Origin of the sequence: Paenibacillus sp. MB22_1 (assembly GCF_047200555.1) — a bacterium.
Classification (GTDB): domain Bacteria; phylum Bacillota; class Bacilli; order Paenibacillales; family Paenibacillaceae; genus Fontibacillus; species Fontibacillus phoenicis.
Genome location: NZ_JBLADV010000001.1, coordinates 882,563 through 900,313 on the forward strand (window position 1 = coordinate 882,563; position 17,751 = coordinate 900,313).

General features: G+C 51.8%; 14 protein-coding genes. 13 read left to right on the plus strand and 1 reads right to left on the minus strand.

The window, feature by feature from the left end:
* Positions 1-15 precede the first annotated feature (15 nt).
* The 9 genes from ACL02P_RS03955 (at position 16) to ACL02P_RS03995 (ending at position 8,773) form a co-directional block, all read left to right on the plus strand.
* Positions 16-786 (plus strand): sugar phosphate isomerase/epimerase family protein, encoded by a 771-nt coding sequence (locus tag ACL02P_RS03955; protein ID WP_009225298.1) that lies wholly within the window; start codon positions 16-18, stop codon positions 784-786.
* Positions 779-1,861, plus strand: coding sequence for a Gfo/Idh/MocA family protein (locus tag ACL02P_RS03960; protein ID WP_009225299.1), 1,083 nt, complete (start codon positions 779-781; stop codon positions 1,859-1,861). The genes ACL02P_RS03955 and ACL02P_RS03960 overlap by 8 nt, the downstream gene beginning before the upstream one ends.
* Positions 1,862-1,880: 19 nt before the next feature.
* Complete coding sequence (locus ACL02P_RS03965) at positions 1,881-2,849, plus strand: sugar phosphate isomerase/epimerase family protein (RefSeq protein WP_009225300.1); 969 nt, start codon at positions 1,881-1,883, stop codon at positions 2,847-2,849.
* Between the two features lie 169 nt (positions 2,850-3,018).
* Complete coding sequence (locus ACL02P_RS03970; RefSeq protein ID WP_009225301.1) at positions 3,019-3,336, plus strand: winged helix-turn-helix transcriptional regulator; 318 nt, start codon at positions 3,019-3,021, stop codon at positions 3,334-3,336.
* Between the two features lie 63 nt (positions 3,337-3,399).
* Positions 3,400-3,966 (plus strand): FAD-dependent oxidoreductase, encoded by a 567-nt coding sequence (locus tag ACL02P_RS03975; protein ID WP_009225302.1) that lies wholly within the window; start codon positions 3,400-3,402, stop codon positions 3,964-3,966.
* Between the two features lie 173 nt (positions 3,967-4,139).
* Positions 4,140-4,853, plus strand: a complete 714-nt coding sequence (locus ACL02P_RS03980; RefSeq protein WP_412836853.1) for a hypothetical protein — start codon at positions 4,140-4,142, stop codon at positions 4,851-4,853.
* Between the two features lie 239 nt (positions 4,854-5,092).
* Positions 5,093-7,525, plus strand: coding sequence for a nitrite reductase large subunit NirB (gene nirB, locus ACL02P_RS03985; protein ID WP_009225304.1), 2,433 nt, complete (start codon positions 5,093-5,095; stop codon positions 7,523-7,525).
* A gap of 32 nt (positions 7,526-7,557) precedes the next feature.
* Positions 7,558-7,905, plus strand: coding sequence for a nitrite reductase small subunit NirD (gene nirD, locus ACL02P_RS03990; protein WP_009225305.1), 348 nt, complete (start codon positions 7,558-7,560; stop codon positions 7,903-7,905).
* 85 nt (positions 7,906-7,990) lie between these two features.
* The gene (locus tag ACL02P_RS03995) at positions 7,991-8,773 is read left to right on the plus strand and encodes a formate/nitrite transporter family protein (protein WP_009225306.1); all 783 of its coding nucleotides are present in this window, start codon (positions 7,991-7,993) and stop codon (positions 8,771-8,773) included.
* A 148-nt stretch (positions 8,774-8,921) separates the two neighbouring features.
* Here ACL02P_RS03995 and ACL02P_RS04000 read toward each other — a convergent pair whose 3' ends face one another.
* Positions 8,922-9,638 carry a Crp/Fnr family transcriptional regulator gene (locus tag ACL02P_RS04000; protein ID WP_036645269.1) on the minus strand — a complete coding sequence of 239 codons (717 nt, stop codon included), beginning with the start codon at positions 9,636-9,638 and terminating at the stop codon, positions 8,922-8,924.
* Between the two features lie 448 nt (positions 9,639-10,086).
* Here ACL02P_RS04000 and adhE point away from each other — a divergent pair, with 448 nt between their 5' ends.
* The 4 genes from adhE to ACL02P_RS04020 all read left to right on the plus strand — a co-directional run bounded on the left by adhE (position 10,087) and on the right by ACL02P_RS04020 (position 17,676).
* Positions 10,087-12,702, plus strand: coding sequence for a bifunctional acetaldehyde-CoA/alcohol dehydrogenase (adhE, locus tag ACL02P_RS04005; RefSeq protein WP_260070919.1), 2,616 nt, complete (start codon positions 10,087-10,089; stop codon positions 12,700-12,702).
* Between the two features lie 249 nt (positions 12,703-12,951).
* Positions 12,952-15,219: a formate C-acetyltransferase gene (gene pflB, locus ACL02P_RS04010; RefSeq protein WP_260070920.1), complete on the plus strand. Its 2,268-nt coding sequence runs from the start codon at positions 12,952-12,954 to the stop codon at positions 15,217-15,219.
* A 115-nt stretch (positions 15,220-15,334) separates the two neighbouring features.
* A complete protein-coding gene (pflA, locus tag ACL02P_RS04015) occupies positions 15,335-16,075 on the plus strand; it encodes a pyruvate formate-lyase-activating protein (protein ID WP_260070921.1) in 741 nt (246 codons plus the stop codon).
* A 209-nt stretch (positions 16,076-16,284) separates the two neighbouring features.
* A complete protein-coding gene (locus tag ACL02P_RS04020; RefSeq protein WP_323076837.1) occupies positions 16,285-17,676 on the plus strand; it encodes an ABC transporter substrate-binding protein in 1,392 nt (463 codons plus the stop codon).
* The last annotated feature ends 75 nt before the right edge of the window (positions 17,677-17,751 follow it).

The window sequence follows — 17,751 nt, forward strand, 5'->3', positions numbered from 1 at the left end:
GAGGAGAATGAAATCATGACGAAGCTTGGTTTGCAGTTGTATACGGTAAGAGATCATTTGGAACGGGATTTTGAAGGAACTTTGCGCAAAGTGGCAGAGCTTGGCTATCAAGGGGTTGAGTTTGCCGGATTTTACGGGCGCACGGCAGAGCAAGTACAGGAGATTTTGCGGGAGACGGGATTAACGGCGATTGGTGCGCATACCCCATATACCCGGTTGAAGGAAGCGATCGACGAGGAATTGGCGTTTAATAAAGCGATTGGCAGCCGCTATATCATCGTTCCTTATTTGGCAGAGGAAGACCGCAACCGTTGGTCGGAAATCATCGAAGATTTGAAAAAATTCGGTGAAAAGTGCAAAGAGGAAGATTTGGTGCTTTGCTATCATAATCATGATTTTGAGCTGACGTTACAGCACGACGGCAAGCCGGTGCTTGACGCCATCTACGAGCAAGTGCCTGAACACCTGTTGCAGGTTGAGCTTGATTCCTGCTGGGTCGCCTTTGCTGGAGCGAATCCGCTGGATTATATCGCTACATATACGGGGCGGCTTCCGCTGGTGCACTGGAAGGACGTGGTCAAGAAGGCGGACGGTTCGCCGGATACGGTTGAGCTTGGCCGCGGGGAGATTGCCATCACGGAAATCGGCGATGCTGCGATTGCTGCGGGGGTGGAATGGTTAATCGTCGAGCAGGATCATTGCGCCGGAGATTCGCTCACGAGCATTCAGACAAGCATGGAATGGGTGCGTGACTATGCGCAAAAAGGAGGTAAACTTCATGTCTAAAACGTTGAAAGTAGCCATTATCGGCTGCGGCGGGATTGCGAATGGAAAACATTTGCCAAGCCTGGCCCAGCAGCCTGAGGTGGAGATGGTCGCATTTTGCGATATTATCGAGGAGCGCGCAGCCAAAGCCGCAGCGCAATACGGCGGGGAGAACGCCAAGGTGTATACCGATTATCGCCAGCTGTTAGAGGAAAGCGATGCTGAAGTTGTGCATGTGTGCACGCCAAACGATTCCCACGCCGAAATTACGATTGATTCGTTGGAATCCGGTCGCCATGTCATGTGTGAGAAGCCGATGGCTAAGACGGCAGAGCAGGCTCGTCAAATGCTGGATGCAGCGAAGCGTACGGGCAAGAAGCTGACAATCGCCTACCAAAACCGGTTCCGCAGCGACAGCTTGTATTTGAAGGAGATTTGCGAAAAAGGTGAGCTCGGCGACATTTATCTTGGCAAGGCGCTGGCGCTTCGTCGCCGGGCAGTGCCGACATGGGGCGTCTTCCTCGACGAGGAGAAGCAAGGCGGCGGTCCGTTGATCGATATCGGGACCCATGCCCTAGACCTGACCTTGTGGCTGATGAACAACTACGAGCCGAAGAGCGTCACCGGTTCCGTCTTCCATAAACTCGGCAGCCGCGAGAATGCAGCAAATGCGTTTGGGCCTTGGAATCCGGAGGAATTTAAAGTGGAGGACTCTGCATTTGGCTTCATTACGATGAAGAACGGCGCGACGATCATTCTTGAATCGAGCTGGGCGCTGAACATCGTGGATATCGGCGAAGCGAAGACGCTGCTGTGCGGGACGGAAGGCGGCGCGGACATGACCAACGGCCTGCGCATCAACGGCGAGAAAATGAGTCGCCTGTATGAAACGAAGATTGATTTGGGTTCGGGCGGCGTTGCCTTCTTTGAGGGCAAACAGGAAACCGAGGCAACGCGTGAAGCAAGAGCTTGGGTGCAGGCGATTCTCGAGGATAAGGAACCGCTGGTGAAGCCGGAGCAAGCGCTGGTCGTCACGGAAATTTTGGAAGCGATTTACGAGTCGGCGAGAACAGGTAAGACCGTTTATTTTGATTAATCACGGGAGGGGACCGGGAATGAAATTAGGCGTATTTCTCGTATTGTTCGGAGGGCTCCCGTTGGAGCAGGCGTTGGATAAGGCAGCCGCCCAGGGGTTAAAAGCCGTAGAGATCGGGACTGGCGGTTATCCTGGCAACGCGCATTGTAATCCCGATGTACTGCTGGAGAATAAACAAGCGCGGGAGGAGTTCAAGCGGGCGGTGGAATCGCGCGGATTAACGATCAGTGCGCTGAGCTGCCACGGAAATCCTCTGCATCCGCAAAAGGCGGTGGCGCAAGAGTTCCATGACGCCTTCGTCAAGACCGTCCAATTGGCTGAACTGCTGGAGGTGCCGGTGGTAAATACGTTCTCCGGCTGTCCCGGCGATCACGAGGACGCGAAATATCCGAACTGGCCGGTTGCACCGTGGCCGAACGATTACCAGGAGATCCTCGATTGGCAGTGGAACCAGAAGGTGATTCCGTATTGGTCGGAAATGGGCCGTTATGCCGCAGAGCATCATGTGAAAATCGGTTTGGAGCTGCACGGCGGTTTCTCCGTGCATACGCCGGCCACGCTGCTTCGCCTGCGCGAAGCGGCCGGGGAAGCTATCGGCGCCAATTTGGACCCGAGCCATATGTGGTGGCAGGGGATTGATCCGGTGCAGGCGATTTCGATCCTTGGCCGGGCTGGTGCGATTCACCATTTCCACGCCAAGGACACGACGATTGATCCGGTGAACGTGAACCGTTACGGACTTACGGATATGCAGCCTTATACCATGATGCAGGACCGGGCTTGGCAGTTCCGTACGGTTGGTTATGGCCATGATTTGAAAACCTGGGCGGACATCATCAGCGCCCTTCGCTTGTACGGCTACGACTATGTCGTCAGCATCGAGCATGAAGACGGCCTGATGTCGATCGACGAAGGGTTTACGAAGGCGGTACGCAACCTTCAGCAGGTGCTGGTGGAGGATTCTGCCGCCGAAATGTGGTGGGTATAAGTTACAACCAACGTAATATACTATATTAGCGGCCGCCGCCTAGGCGGTCGTTTTTTTAAATGACCGGGCATCCCCCTTACTTTCCTCTAATAAATATGCTATTATGAAATATACTAACAAATTGTAAGCTTTTAGCCCTTAGGTCGGCGATGATAACGAGGTGAATTTTATGGATGAGCATTCCCAGGCAATGTGTCCGCGATTTGAATCGGCATTTTCGTTTTTAGGCAAACGTTGGAACGGTCTGATCATCAAAACGCTGATGGACGGTCCCAAGCGATTTAAGGATATTTCGAATCAGATTCCTTCCATGAGCGATAAAATGTTATCCGAGCGGATGAAGGATCTGGAATGTGAAGGAATCCTGGTTCGCCATGTCTATCCTGAGACGCCGGTCCGGATTGAATATGAACTAACGGAGAAAGGCCGGGCGCTTCGTCCCGTTATGGAACAAGTGCAGTCCTGGGCGGAAGAGTGGATTAAATAAACAACGAACATGCCGTTACCGGCGAGCGGGCGGCATGGAATATCATAGAAAGTAGGTGTACGTGTGGCTGATGTAATTGTTATTGGAGCAGGACCTGCAGGAGCTAGTGCAGCACTTTTCTTGGCGAAGGCAGGTAAAGAAACGCTCGTTCTGGACAGCAACTCCAGTATGACCAAACGGGCATGGATCGAGAATCATTACGGTGCGAAGGACATTTCCGGACCCGATTTGCTGAAGGTCGGCCGGGAGCAAGCGGAGAAATTCGGCGCGAAGTTCATTGAAGAGAAAGTGACTGACATCGATACGAACGGTGGTTCAACGGTTACGGTGAAGACCGAATCCGGCCGCAGTTATGAAGCGTCCCATATCATATTGGCCACCGGCGCGTTAACCGACCTTGCAAGCGCTATCGGTTTGGAGCTGAAGGAAGGCCGCGAACCTCGAATCAAAACGGTGATTGCTACGGATGGCCAAGGCCGTACGAGCATTCCGCGCATTTGGGCAGCAGGAACGGTTGCCGGGGTAAGCGTGCATACGATCATTACCGCGGGCGACGGCGCGAAGGTCGCGATTGAGTTGATCAGCGAAATGAACGGCGAACGCTACGTTGATCACGACGTACTTAAGTAAGACATCTGAACATACGACAGGCCTCCTATTTACGGGAGGTCTTTTATTTTTGCAAAATCAGGGGATGCCCGAAATTTGAGAACCTGCGCCTTGTCCGGTATGCTTAGGATGAAGGAATAGGATCATGCCGAAGTGGGGACAATGATGTGGAGAAAGGCAGGGCGGCTAAGTACATGAGATGGCGATGGTTCGTTGGATGTATGGCAGGACTGGCTATAATCATAATCGCGTCGGCGTGCGCCCGCGGCCAGATTATGGATCAACCGACACCAGCGGAGACGCAGACAACAGAAGTAGAACACCCCCACGATATCACATTAATGATTGATGGAGGCACCTTTATCCCTGATGTGACGCGTAACCTGCATTTTGATTATATCGACGGGTTAACGGTACGTCATGCCTTGGCAAGCAGCGGGATTGTCAAATTTACAGAGGACCAGTCCGCCATTCAATCGGTGGGGGAAGTGTCGCTGGATTCGGCATTGGAATGGGGAACCCGGCTGAATGATAAGGAACTCGCCCCTACGAACTGGGATCAGGAGCTGCAAATGGGCGACAAGCTGTTGGTATACGTCAAGACGGTGGACAGCTATGAAGCGATCCCTCCGCTGGCGTCTTTGCTGTTGATTATCGACGGGGGCAGTCAGAAGCAATATTTTGTCCATAAATACAGTGATAACACCACCGTTCGAGATCTCCTGAAGCACAGTGGATTGGTACAGTTTAACCCTAACCATAAATCAATTATCTCTGTCGGCGGCTATACCCCTAAGCAGGACGAGCAATGGATCCTGAAAGTGAATGGGAAGAAGCTGCTGGATAATGGCCTGGATATGAGATTAAAGCCGCAAGACTACGTGGAGATTACCTTGGCGACGCAATAGAAGTACGATGTAACTTAGAGATCCGTAATCCTGGTGATCATCCGGGAGAGCGGATTTTTTTACAGAACATTGAAAAAGTTATGACAAAAGTATGTTAAAATTTTCACAATTAATGTGAATGGAATCACAAAGCCCTCCTTATTTGAAAAGTATACTGGGAGCATGGGAGCACTTCAAATTTTAACTATCGCCAAGTTGCATGAGACCCAGGTATTTATTGGAGGAGGCATTCTAAAGATATGGGAATGGAACGAGAGAAACTAGTTGTTATCGGTAACGGAATGGCCGGAATCAGCACGGTAGAGCAAATCCTGAAGTTGACTACGAAATTTGACATTACGGTATTCGGAAGCGAGCCGCATCCGAACTACAATCGAATTATGCTGTCATATGTGCTGGAAGGCAGCAAAACGCTGGACGATATCGTGCTGAACGATTTGAACTGGTACAAAGAGAACGGGATCACCCTGCATGTCGGAACTGCAGTGGAACGGATTGATGCCGAAGCCAAAGAGGTCGTCGCCGATAATGGGTTGCGCGTCCCGTACGATAAAGTGCTGATTGCAACGGGCTCCAATTCGCTGATCTTGCCGATTCCAGGCAGCGATAAGGAAGGGGTCGTTGGCTTCCGTGACATCGCGGACTGCAAGCAAATGTTGGAGGCGGCGAAGACCTACAAGAAGGCGGCCGTCATTGGCGGTGGACTGTTGGGATTGGAAGCGGCCAAAGGCCTTGTGCAACTGGGGATGGACGTGACGGTTGTACATTTGATGGAAGATCTGATGGAACGCCAGTTAGACCATCAGGCAGCGAGCATGTTGAAAGCAGAGTTGGAGCGGCAAGGGATCAAATTTAAGATGGGCGCACAAACGACGGAGCTGTTTGGCGACCATCGGGTTCGCGGCCTGCGCTTTGCCGACGGGACGGAGCTGGAGGCGGAATTCGTCGTTATGGCTGTGGGAATCCGACCTAATGTTGCGGTTGCTAAAGCCAGCGGCATCGAAGTGAACCGTGGGATCGTCGTGAACGACTATCTGCAAACCTCGCTTGAAGGTGTGTATTCTGTGGGGGAATGTACGGAGCACCGCGGGGTTTGTTACGGTCTGGTTGCGCCTTTGTTCGAGCAGGGGATGGTGTTGGCGAAGCATATCAGCGGCGTGGATACCGCGCCTTATGAGGGTTCGGTCGTATCGACCAAGCTCAAAATTTCCGGCGTGGATGTATTCTCCACCGGTGAATTTATCGATGGACCGGAGCATACAGTGATCGTCAGCAAGGACGAGTGGAAACGCACCTATAAGAAAATTTTGCTGAAGGACGGCAAGCTGGTTGGGGCAGTGCTGTTCGGGGATATCACAGATTCGGCTGAGCTGCAGAAGCTGATTAAGCAAGGCGCGGAGATGACCGATGAGTTGTACGAATCGCTGATAGGCCGGGGCTGCTGCGGCGGCACCAAGAAGAAGGCATCGGTCGAAACGATGAGCGATGAGGAAATCGTCTGCGGCTGTAACGGGGTTACGAAAGGCGCGATCGTGGAGTGCATTGTGACTCAGGGCATGACGACGGTCGACGAGATTAAGGCCAGCACCGGAGCGACCCGTTCTTGCGGCGGTTGCAAACCGGTCGTCGAGCAAATCCTGCAATATGTGCTTGGCGACGGCTTTACCCAAACGGCGAAACAGGGGATCTGCGGCTGCACAACGCTTAGCCGGGACGAGATCGTTGCCGAGATTAAGGCGAAAGGGCTGCAGACAACGAAAGAAGTGATGAACGTGCTCGGATGGACGCAGCCGGAAGGCTGCTCGAAGTGTCGGCCGGCCATCAACTACTACCTGGGCATGATCTATCCGGATACACATGAGGATGAGAAAGCCTCGCGTTTCGTGAACGAACGGATGAATGCCAACATTCAAAAGGATGGCACGTATACCGTGGTGCCGCGGATGTACGGCGGCGTCACGACGCCGGAGGATCTGAAGAAAATCGCCGATGTTTCGTTGAAATACAATGTTAAGGTGGTCAAGGTCACGGGCGGCCAACGGCTGGACTTGATCGGCGTGAAGAAAGAGGATCTGCCGAAAGTGTGGGCGGAGCTGGATATGCCGTCGGGTTATGCCTATGCCAAATCGTTGCGCACCGTAAAAACCTGCGTTGGTTCGCAGTTCTGCCGCTTTGGCACCCAAGATTCGATGGGCATGGGCGCGCTGCTGGAGCGAAAATTCGAGCGGCTGGACTTCCCGGCGAAATTCAAGATGGCGGTAAACGGATGTCCGCGTAACTGCGCCGAGTCGTGCACCAAAGATATCGGCATCGTTGGCAATGACGGCGGTTGGGAAGTCTTCATCGGCGGCAACGGCGGGATCAAGCCGCGCTTGGCGGATTCGCTGTGCAAGGTGAAAACCGATGAGGAATTGATTGAAGTGTGCGGCGCGCTGATGCAGTACTACCGTGAAACCGGCAACTACCTGGAGAGAACGTCGGAGTGGGTGGAACGGATGGGGCTTGAGCATATCCGCTCGGTTGTCGTTGACGATGTCAAGAACCGCAAAGCGCTGATGGAACGGATTGAATTTGCTTTGAAGCAAGTATCGGATCCATGGAAAAAAGTGCTGAACGACAAGGAACAGCTTGGCAAATTGTATCACTCGTTAGAAGTGAGCAGCCAGCTTTAATACAGCGTTCATAGGGAAAGGGGTTATGGTGCATGAGTATGGAGAGTAAGGGAGAAACGTTTTATCCTGTTGGCGCCTTGGAGGATTTTCTGCCGCAAATCGGGCGTGTCGTGGAAGTGGGCGACCTGCAGATAGCGGTGTTCCGAACATCAGATGACCGGATATTTGCGGCGCTGAACCAAAATCCGCATCCGAAGGGCGGACCGCTGGCCGAGGGGATCGTATCGGGACATTATCTGTATGATCCGTTGTACGACTGGAAAATCGACCTGACTACCGGGCTCGTTCAAGCACCGGATACCGGGCAGGTCATGATATTCCCGGTTAAGGTGGAGGACGGACAGGTCTACCTTGCCGCAGCTGAGCTGCAGCGAGCGTAGTGCGGCGATCGATAGCGCGGTGATCGGAAGGTCGCCGCGCTATTTTTGAAGGATGAGGCAAGTTTGATTTGGGGGAGGAGCACAAATGTTTACGCCAAATGTAGAAGCGATTGTGGAAGCGGCGGTGAAGAAGAAGGAAAAGATGAACGAAAGCCTGCCGAGGTACCTCGTGTCGGCGATGCTGGCCGGCGCTTATGTCGGTCTAGGCATTATCTTGATCTTCAGCATCGGCGGGCCGTTGGCGGCGGCCAAGTCGCCGTATCAGACGATGCTGATGGGGATGTCCTTCGGACTCGCCCTGACGCTGGTTGTGTTTGCCGGCTCGGAGCTGTTTACCGGCAATAATATGTTTTTTACGGCAAGCACGCTGGCGAAGCGAACGACGGTCGGCGATACGGCCAAAAACTGGACCCTCGTGTTTATGGGGAACCTGGCGGGCGCGCTCATGCTTTGCCTGCTGATCGTCGGCAGCGGCTTGTTTAAGACGGCCGCACCGGAGCATCTGATCTTTGCTGCTTCAGCCAAGAAGATGGGCGCCCCGGTATCGGAGCTGTTTTTTCGCGGGATTCTGTGTAACTGGCTTGTTTGCTTGGCGCTGTGGATGGCGAACCGGGCCAAGGAGGATATCGCTAAGCTCGTTCTGATCTGGTGGTGTCTCTATGCGTTTATCGCCAGCGGCTATGAGCATAGCGTGGCCAATATGACGCTGCTCAGCTTGTCGTTGCTGCTGCCAAACCATCCGGATACGGTGACGTTCGCCGGCTGGCTGCACAACATGGTGCCGGTCACGCTGGGCAATATGGTGGGCGGCGCAGTTTTCGTCGGCATGGCTTATTGGTTCATTTCGCCCGTGCGCAAGAAAGTATAGATGCAAATTATCCCCCAACCTCAATGGGTAGCGAAGAGGATTGGGGGATTTTTTTGCACGTTGATAGAAAGCAAAAAAACCGCCCTGCACTCAAGGGACGGTTCAAATCGCTAGAACTAACGCCGAATATGGGGCGAGTACTAGGCGGTTAAATGCGGCAGATTTCGTTCGGGCACAGCTCGCAGTGGCAAATATCTTGCAGCATGACCAGATCTTTGATCACGATCATCCCGTTCTCATAGTCCAGCGCATCCTTCTTGCGCAGGTCGCTCAGCATCCGGTTGACGCTTTCGCGCGTTGCCCCGATCATGTTGGACAAGTCAGTATGGGTGATCTTCTTATTGATCAGAATGGCGTCTCCGTGCGGCTCACCGTACGTATTGCTCAAGCGAATCAAGGTCGAGCACAAAGCGCCCGGTTTGCCGTACATCATCAGATCGCGGAATTTGGTTTGCGTCAAACGGTGATGGATGCCCATCCATTTCATGAAATCGATGGCGAAATCGCAATGCTGACAGATCATGATTTCCAGGTCCTTCTGCTCGATAATGCCGATTTCACAGTCTTCGATGACTTCGGCGGTAAAGCTATGCTTCGAGCTGAAGAACGGATCGGCTTGCCCAACCATATCGCCGACACCATACATGTAGAGGATCAATTCTTTGCCCTCATCCGTCGATTTCGTCAACTTCACACGGCCGCGCTTGATGTAGAACAGTTTATCGGAATAGTCACCTTCCCAGAACAAATGTGTCCCCTCGGGATAAGATTTGTCTTTCATCGTAACGAGAAGGCGATTGAAGTTTTGCTCTGAAAAACAGCTCGTATTGCCGCGGGGCAGGGTGGCATTAACAATTTCACTCATCATCGATTTCCCCTTTGTGCTCCAAATTTTTCTGAAAATTTTAAATTAATTATAACCCGTTTTTTTTAGTTTTTGGGGGCTGTAAAGCCCGAAAAAGTGAACATTGTGAGAAATTTCACTATGTCGAATCGGATATTCACGTTATAAACGGTGCAAATTAATAAACTGGCGCTCGCAGCATTCGATAAGTATTTCAAAGAGACACTATGTACACAATGTAAAGTATATATGAAAAATTTATCGTGGCAAGCGAAAAACTTTCAACTTTTTTAAAGTATGTGAAAAAATTCACTATACAAAACAAAAATCCTGTGCTATGATCAAGACATAAAGAGAAGCACACAAGCTTCATAGGGATTCGCTTATAAGTGAATTTTTTCACAATATAAAACTTAGTCCACCATGTGCAAGCAAATCCCTAATCCAAAAATTTAGGAGGATGAGAGAGATGGCTGTTAAAAACGAAGTAGCTGCTAAGGCTCAGCCAACCGCGCAAGAGTATATTCAAACGTTGATCGACAAAGCCAAGAAAGCTTCCGAAGCATTCATGAGCATGGATCAGGAGCAGATCGATAAGATCGTGCAAGCGATGGCTTTGGCTGGGCTCGACAAGCATATGCATCTGGCGAAAATGGCGATCGAGGAAACGGGACGCGGCGTATACGAAGATAAAATCATCAAGAACATGTTTGCAACCGAGTATATCTGGAACAGCATTAAGTACCAAAAAACTGTAGGCGTCATCGAAGACAATCCTTACGAGAGCTTCCAAAAAATCGCCGAGCCGGTTGGGATCATCATGGGGATTACCCCGGTCACGAACCCAACGTCGACCACCATCTTTAAATCTCTGATCGCCATCAAAACTCGCAACCCGATCATCTTCGGCTTCCATCCATCCGCGCAAGCCTGCAGCACGGAAGCCGCTAAAATATTGCTTGAAGCCGCTGTTAAACACGGGGCACCTGCGGACTGTATCCAATGGATCGAAAATCCATCTATGGACCGCACGAACGCGCTGATGAATCACCCGGATGTCGCTTGCATTCTGGCTACCGGCGGTTCCGCGATGGTTAAAGCAGCTTATAGCTGCGGTAAGCCGGCCCTCGGCGTAGGCCCTGGTAACGTTCCTTGCTTCATTGAGAAGAGCGCCGATCTGGATCAAGCGGTCAACGACCTGATCCTGTCCAAAACGTTTGACAACGGTATGATTTGCGCATCCGAGCAAGCGGTGATTATCGAAGAACCGATCTTCGACCAAGTGAAGAAGAAAATGATCGCCAACGGCTGCTATTTTGTCAATAAAGAAGAAGCTGCCAAGCTGACCGCAGGCGCCATCAACGCGGAGAAATGTGCGGTGAACCCTGCGATCGTTGGTCAATCGGCTGTAAAAATCGCGGAAATGTGCGGCATCGACGTCCCGGCCGGAACGAAAATTCTCGTTGCCGAGATCGAAGGCGTTGGTCCGAAATTCCCATTGTCCGCAGAGAAGTTGAGTCCTGTACTTGCTTGCTACAAAGTGAAGAATGCAGAGGAAGGCATTAAACGTGCGCTGGAAGTTGTGCAATTCGGCGGCATGGGTCACTCCTCGGTAATCCACTCGAACAATGAGGAAGTGATTCAACAATTCTCCGATCGGATGCCAACTTGCCGGATCCTGGTGAACCAACCTTCTTCGCAAGGCGGTATCGGCGACATCTACAACACAAACCTGCCGTCGCTGACGCTGGGCTGCGGATCGTACGGACGCAACTCGACTTCGTCGAACGTCACGGCCGTGAATCTGATCAACGTGAAAAGGGTGAATCATCGTACCGTGAACATGCAATGGTTTAAAGTGCCTAGCAAAATTTACTTCGAGAAAAACTCGACGCAATACTTGGCGAAGATGCCGGACATCTCCCGCGTCATGATCGTTACTGACCCGATGATGGTGAAGCTCGGCTACGTGGAAAGAGTCGAACATTTCCTGCGTCAACGCCAAACGCCGGTAGCCATCGAAGTGTTCTCGGACGTTGAACCGGATCCATCGACCACGACCGTACAACGCGGTACTGAACTGATGGCGAAGTTCCAACCGGACTGCATTATCGCCCTGGGCGGCGGTTCGCCGATGGACGCGGCGAAAGGCATGTGGCTGTTCTATGAATATCCGGATACCGACTTCCACAATCTGAAGCAAAAATTCATGGATATCCGAAAACGGATCTACAAATATCCGCGTCTTGGCCAAAAAGCGAAATTCGTGGCCATTCCAACGACATCGGGTACCGGTTCCGAAGTTACCTCGTTCTCGGTTATTACCGATAAAATCAACGGCAACACGAAATACCCGTTGGCGGATTACGAGCTGACGCCGGACGTTGCGATCATTGACCCTGAGTTCGTCTACAGCTTGCCGAAAGTGGCTGTTGCAGATACCGGTATGGACGTACTGACGCATGCGATCGAAGCTTACGTCTCGGTCATGGCTAACGACTACACGGACGGTCTGGCGATCAAAGCGATCCAGCTGGTATTCCAATACCTGGAGAAATCGGCGCTGACCGGCGACAAGCTGGCCCGCGAGAAAATGCACAATGCTTCGACGCTCGCAGGGATGGCGTTCGCCAACGCATTCCTTGGCATCAACCACAGCTTGGCGCATAAATGGGGCGGTCAATACGGTACGGCCCATGGACGTACCAATGCGATTCTGATGCCGCACGTCATCCGCTACAATGCGAAGAAACCAACGAAATTCGCGGCATGGCCGAAATACAGAAACTTCGTTGCCGATGAACGTTATGCGGAAATCGCCCGCATTCTGGGTCTGCCGGCTCGCACGACGGAAGAAGGCGTGAAGAGCTTGATCAAAGCGGTGCGCGATCTGAACAAGAAGCTGGGCATTCCGGAATCGTTCCAAGCGCTTGGCTTCGATGCGAAGGATTTCGAATCGCGCGTCGATTACCTGGCGGACCGTGCCTTCGAAGACCAATGTACGACTGCGAATCCGAAGCTGCCGCTGGTCAGCGAGTTGGCTGAGATTTATCGCGACGCCTTCTATGGAAGATTTGAAGAATAAGTGAACAGGCGTGTAAAAATGGTGACAAATATCACTGAATGTGATATTTGTCACAATACTTTTGGATAGGAAGAGCTATGATTACAATATAAATGATCCCTCAGAAGTTTGTTAACGGAGTGGAACCCGGTCCTTCGGGGCCGGGCACCATAATTGTCTAAGTTGTGAAAAGTATCACAAATTTTAGGGATCATGAGGCGCGGGATAGACCTTCAACCGCGACCACATATAAAAATGGAGGGAATCAAGATGTCGGTGATCGAAAGAGAAGTAACAGAAACCAAGGCGCAAAACGCATGGAGAGGCTTCAAACCTGGGAAATGGATGAAGGAAGTGGATACGCGCGATTTTATCCAATCGAACGTGAATCCTTATGAAGGTAATGAGTCCTTCTTGAAAGGCGCTTCGGCGAACACGAAAGCGTTGTGGGATATCGTATCGCAGCTGTCCGTGAAAGAACGGGAAGCCGGCGGGGTCCTGGATGTAGACGTGAACACGCCATCCACGATCACTTCCCATGCTCCTGGATATTTGGATAAAGAGAAGGAACAAATCGTAGGCGTTCAGGGCTCAGCCCCTTTCCAACGCACGATCCATCCATTCGGCGGGATCAACATGGTCATCAATGCGTGCAAAGCTTATGGCTTTGATCTGCCAGCTGAGATCGTAAATCTGTTTACAACGATTCGCAAAACCCATAACCAAGGGGTATTTGATGCTTATACATCGGAAATGAGAGCCGCCCGTAAAGCCGGAATTATCACTGGCCTTCCTGACGCATACGGACGCGGTCGGATCATCGGGGACTATCGCCGCGTTGCCCTGTACGGCGTAGACTTCTTGATCAAGCAAAAACAACAAGAATTGAAATCTCTTGAAGTAGATGTCATCGATGAAGATGTGATCCGGCTTCGGGAAGAAATTTCTGAACAAATTCGCGCTTTAGGCGAATTGAAACAGCTCGGCGAAATGTACGGATTCGACATTTCCAGACCGGCGAACAATGCGAAGGAAGCTTTCCAATGGTTGTACTTCGGTTATCTGGCAGCGGTCAAAGAACAAGACGGTGCGGCAATGTCCCTCGGACGCGTATCTTCGTTCCTCGATATTTACATCGAACGCGATCTGGCCGAAGGAACATTAACCGAAGAAGCAGCTCAAGAATTGGTTGACCATTTCGTCATGAAGCTGCGGATCGTGAAATTCCTGAGAACGCCAGAGTACAACGAACTGTTCAGCGGCGACCCAACTTGGGTAACGGAATCGATCGGCGGGATGTCCGTAAACGGCAAGACGCTCGTAACCAAGAACAGCTTCCGCTTCCTGCATACGCTGTACAACCTGGGGCCGGCTCCAGAACCAAACCTGACCGTGCTCTGGTCGGAGCAACTGCCTGACGCCTTCAAGAAATACTGCGCGAAGGTATCGATCGAGACGAGCTCGATTCAATATGAAAACGACGATCTGATGCGTCCGATTTACGGTGACGATTACGGTATCGCATGCTGCGTCTCCGCGATGAGAATCGGGAAACAAATGCAGTTCTTCGGCGCTCGCGCAAACTTGGCGAAAGCTCTGCTGTATGCGATCAACGGCGGTAAGGATGAAAAATCCGGCGTCCAAGTTGGTCCGGAATATCCGGCCATCACTTCGGAATACCTCGACTATGACGAAGTGAAGAAACGCTTTATCCCGATGATGGAATGGCTGGCTAAGCTGTACGTGAACACCTTGAACGTGATCCACTACATGCACGATAAATACTGCTACGAACGGATCGAGATGGCGCTGCACGACCGCGACATTCTCCGCACGATGGCTTGCGGTATCGCCGGCTTGTCCGTAGCGGCTGACTCGCTCAGTGCGATCAAATATGCCAAAGTGAAACCGATCCGCAACGAAAACGGCATTGCCGTAGACTTCGAAATCGAAGGCGAGTTCCCTTGCTACGGAAACAACGACGACCGCGTTGACCAAATTGCGGTAGAGCTGGTTGAAACGTTTATGGGCATGATCCGCAAGCATAAAACGTACCGCAACTCGCTGCCAACCCAATCGGTATTGACAATTACGTCGAACGTTGTATATGGTAAGAAAACAGGCAGCACGCCGGACGGACGTAAAGCCGGCGAACCGTTCGCACCAGGGGCGAACCCGATGCACGGCCGCGACAAGAAAGGGGCGTTAGCTTCCCTGAGCTCGGTAGCGAAGCTGCCATATGAGCACAGCTTGGACGGCATCTCGAATACGTTCTCGATCGTGCCGAAGGCCTTGGGTAAAGACACGGAAACCCGAAAATCGAACCTCGTATCGATGATGGACGGATACTTCGGCAGCAAAGCGCATCACTTGAACGTAAACGTCTTTGACCGCGAACAACTGCTGGACGCAATGGAACATCCGGAAAACTATCCGCAATTAACAATCCGTGTATCGGGTTATGCGGTGAACTTCATCAAGTTGACCCGTGAACAACAACTAGATGTCATCAACCGGACCTTCCACGGCAAAATGTAATAACCTGCTGACGGGCAGCAACAATTGAAGCTGAACGATAAAATGGGGAGTTGGGCTTGGATCGCCTTTCTCCTCATTCCTTTATCGGAGGCGAATTAGGGAAAGGGTGACGAAGATGCTTAAAGGTCGCATACATTCGTTAGAAACGTTCGGAACCGTAGATGGACCGGGGATTCGTTTCGTCCTCTTTATGCAAGGCTGCTTGCTGCAGTGCCAATATTGCCATAACCCGGACACCTGGAGCTTGACGGAAGGCAAGGAGATGACCGTCGAGGAAGTTCTGGCCGAGATCGAGCCGTATTTGAACTATTACCGTACATCGGGCGGCGGACTGACGGTATCCGGCGGCGAAGCGACGCTGCAGGCGCCGTTTGTCACGGAATTGTTCCGGGAAGTGAAGAAACGCTGGAACCTTCATACGACGCTGGATACGAACGGCTATAATGAAGGGGATAAAATTCGCGATCTGCTGGATGTAACGGATCTGGTCCTGCTGGATCTGAAGCATATCGACAACGAGAAGCATATCAAGCTGACGGGCAAACCCAACGATCGAATGTTGAAGATGGCACGCTGGCTGTCGGATCATGATCGGAAAATGTGGATTCGTCACGTGTATGTGCCCGGCATCCACGACGATGAGCAGGATTTACTGGAGCTTGGGAGATTTATCGGCAGCCTGAAGGGCGTGGAGAAATTCGAAATTCTTCCTTACCACCAAATGGGCGTGTACAAATGGCAGGAGCTCGGTTGGGCTTATCCGCTGGAAGGCGTACCTTCGCCAACGGATGAAGAGATCGAACGAGCTTATCGGTTGATTCGTGAAGGCGAGCAGCAAGTACCAGCCAAACCGTGAAATCTATGTCATATATTCTCACACTAAAATCCAATATCTCAATTCCAAACGGTTAAACCTCTCGATATACGTTAGGTTTAACCGTTTTCATTTTGGTTTTTAGAGGATATTATCCCCTTAATAGAAAAATGTCCTCCTTATCAAAGGTGGTGACGCTTTCTATAATGAGGGTGTATCACATAAACGAGTTTGAGGAGGGTCTATCTAACATGAGGAAGAGTTTGGTGCTGCTGCTGTCTCTTGTGTTTGTTGCATCCGCGCTGCTCGCCGGCTGCGGCAAATCCGGCAACAACGGAAACAATGCTGCCCCTGCCCCGTCGAATGAAAGTCAGGGCACGTCAAATGCGGGGACCGAAACGGAAACGAACAACGATCCGTTTGAAATCACGATCCGCCACACCCAGGTTGGGGAATCCAAGAAGTTCCGCCTGGCGATGCTGGAGGACGTCGTCAAGAAGACGGAAGCTGCTGTACCGGGCTTAACCATCAAGCTGGATGCGGTGGACTCCGAAGTGAACCGCAAAGAGAAGCTGCGGGGCGAAATGGCCGCGGGCAAACCGCCGGAAATCTTCGACGTATTTGGCAGTCCGGATGCCCAGCTATATGCCAAGGAAGGCCTGATGCTGGATTTGACACCGATCATCGAAGAATTGGGCATTAAAGATAAATTTACGACACTGGATCCGTTTACCCTTGACGGCAAAGTATACGGCTTGCCAATCGGGGGTTCCATCGAAGGGTATTTCTATAATAAAGAGTACTTTGAATCCAAAGGGCTGAGTGTGCCGAAGACGCTTGGGGAGCTGGAGCAAATCGCTGAGAAAATCAAGGCGGACGGCAAAATCCCGTTTGCTCAGTCCTCCAAGGATGCTTGGATTCCGCTGATGACGACCAATAACCTGTGGTCCTATTTTGCCGGTCCGGAGATCACTTACGGCTTCAAGACAGGCGCAACGAAATGGACGGACGAGAATATGGTTAAGGCGATTGCCAAACATCAGGAATGGGTTCAAAAAGGTTACTTTAAGAAAGGCGAACTGGGCTTTGAATACGCGGATATGAGAAACCAGGTTATTACGGGCGAGGCTATCATGATGATGGACGGCTCCTGGGCGAACTCCGTCTTCCGCGATCCGGCTCAAGCCGGCGATATGGTGGGTAAAATCGGCTTCTTCAATATGCCGCCGTTGAATGAAGGGGATCCGGTCGTCGTCATGCAGGATGCCAACAACGGTTACGGCTTCTCCAGTGCGGTTGCTGAGGATCCGCGGAAGCTGGCGGCCGTTAAGGAGTTCATTAAGAACATGTGGACGGAAGAAATGCAGCTGCGCGGCTTGAAAGAAGACGGCGTACTTCCGGCCATGAAGATGGATTTGGAGCAAATGAAGACGGCGTCCGACGACCCGCTGATGCAGGATATTTTTAGAGCGGTAAGTGAAATCGGCACTTCCTTCCCGGCGTTTGACGCGCTCGTGCAAGCGGAAGTGAATACGGCGCTGAGCATGGGCATTCAACAAATCATCGGCGGCGAAATCGAGCCGGCGAAGATGCTGGAAAATGTGCAGGCAGCGCAAGATGCAGCCAATGCCGCAGCGGAATAATCGTTAATTCTTAAGACTGATCATCGAACAAGGGCGTCACCCGCCGGCAGCGGTTCTGGGGACGCCCTTGCTTCC

Coding starts and splice junctions, on each gene's coding strand:
- ACL02P_RS03955 (WP_009225298.1), top strand. CDS start 16: ATGACGAAGCTTGGTTTGCAGTTGTATACGGTAAGAGATCATTTGGAA.
- ACL02P_RS03960 (WP_009225299.1), top strand. CDS start 779: ATGTCTAAAACGTTGAAAGTAGCCATTATCGGCTGCGGCGGGATTGCG.
- ACL02P_RS03965 (WP_009225300.1), top strand. CDS start 1,881: ATGAAATTAGGCGTATTTCTCGTATTGTTCGGAGGGCTCCCGTTGGAG.
- ACL02P_RS03970 (WP_009225301.1), top strand. CDS start 3,019: ATGGATGAGCATTCCCAGGCAATGTGTCCGCGATTTGAATCGGCATTT.
- ACL02P_RS03980 (WP_412836853.1), top strand. CDS start 4,140: ATGAGATGGCGATGGTTCGTTGGATGTATGGCAGGACTGGCTATAATC.
- nirB (WP_009225304.1), top strand. CDS start 5,093: ATGGGAATGGAACGAGAGAAACTAGTTGTTATCGGTAACGGAATGGCC.
- nirD (WP_009225305.1), top strand. CDS start 7,558: ATGAGTATGGAGAGTAAGGGAGAAACGTTTTATCCTGTTGGCGCCTTG.
- ACL02P_RS03995 (WP_009225306.1), top strand. CDS start 7,991: ATGTTTACGCCAAATGTAGAAGCGATTGTGGAAGCGGCGGTGAAGAAG.
- ACL02P_RS04000 (WP_036645269.1), bottom strand. CDS start 9,638: ATGAGTGAAATTGTTAATGCCACCCTGCCCCGCGGCAATACGAGCTGT.
- adhE (WP_260070919.1), top strand. CDS start 10,087: ATGGCTGTTAAAAACGAAGTAGCTGCTAAGGCTCAGCCAACCGCGCAA.
- pflB (WP_260070920.1), top strand. CDS start 12,952: ATGTCGGTGATCGAAAGAGAAGTAACAGAAACCAAGGCGCAAAACGCA.
- pflA (WP_260070921.1), top strand. CDS start 15,335: ATGCTTAAAGGTCGCATACATTCGTTAGAAACGTTCGGAACCGTAGAT.
- ACL02P_RS04020 (WP_323076837.1), top strand. CDS start 16,285: ATGAGGAAGAGTTTGGTGCTGCTGCTGTCTCTTGTGTTTGTTGCATCC.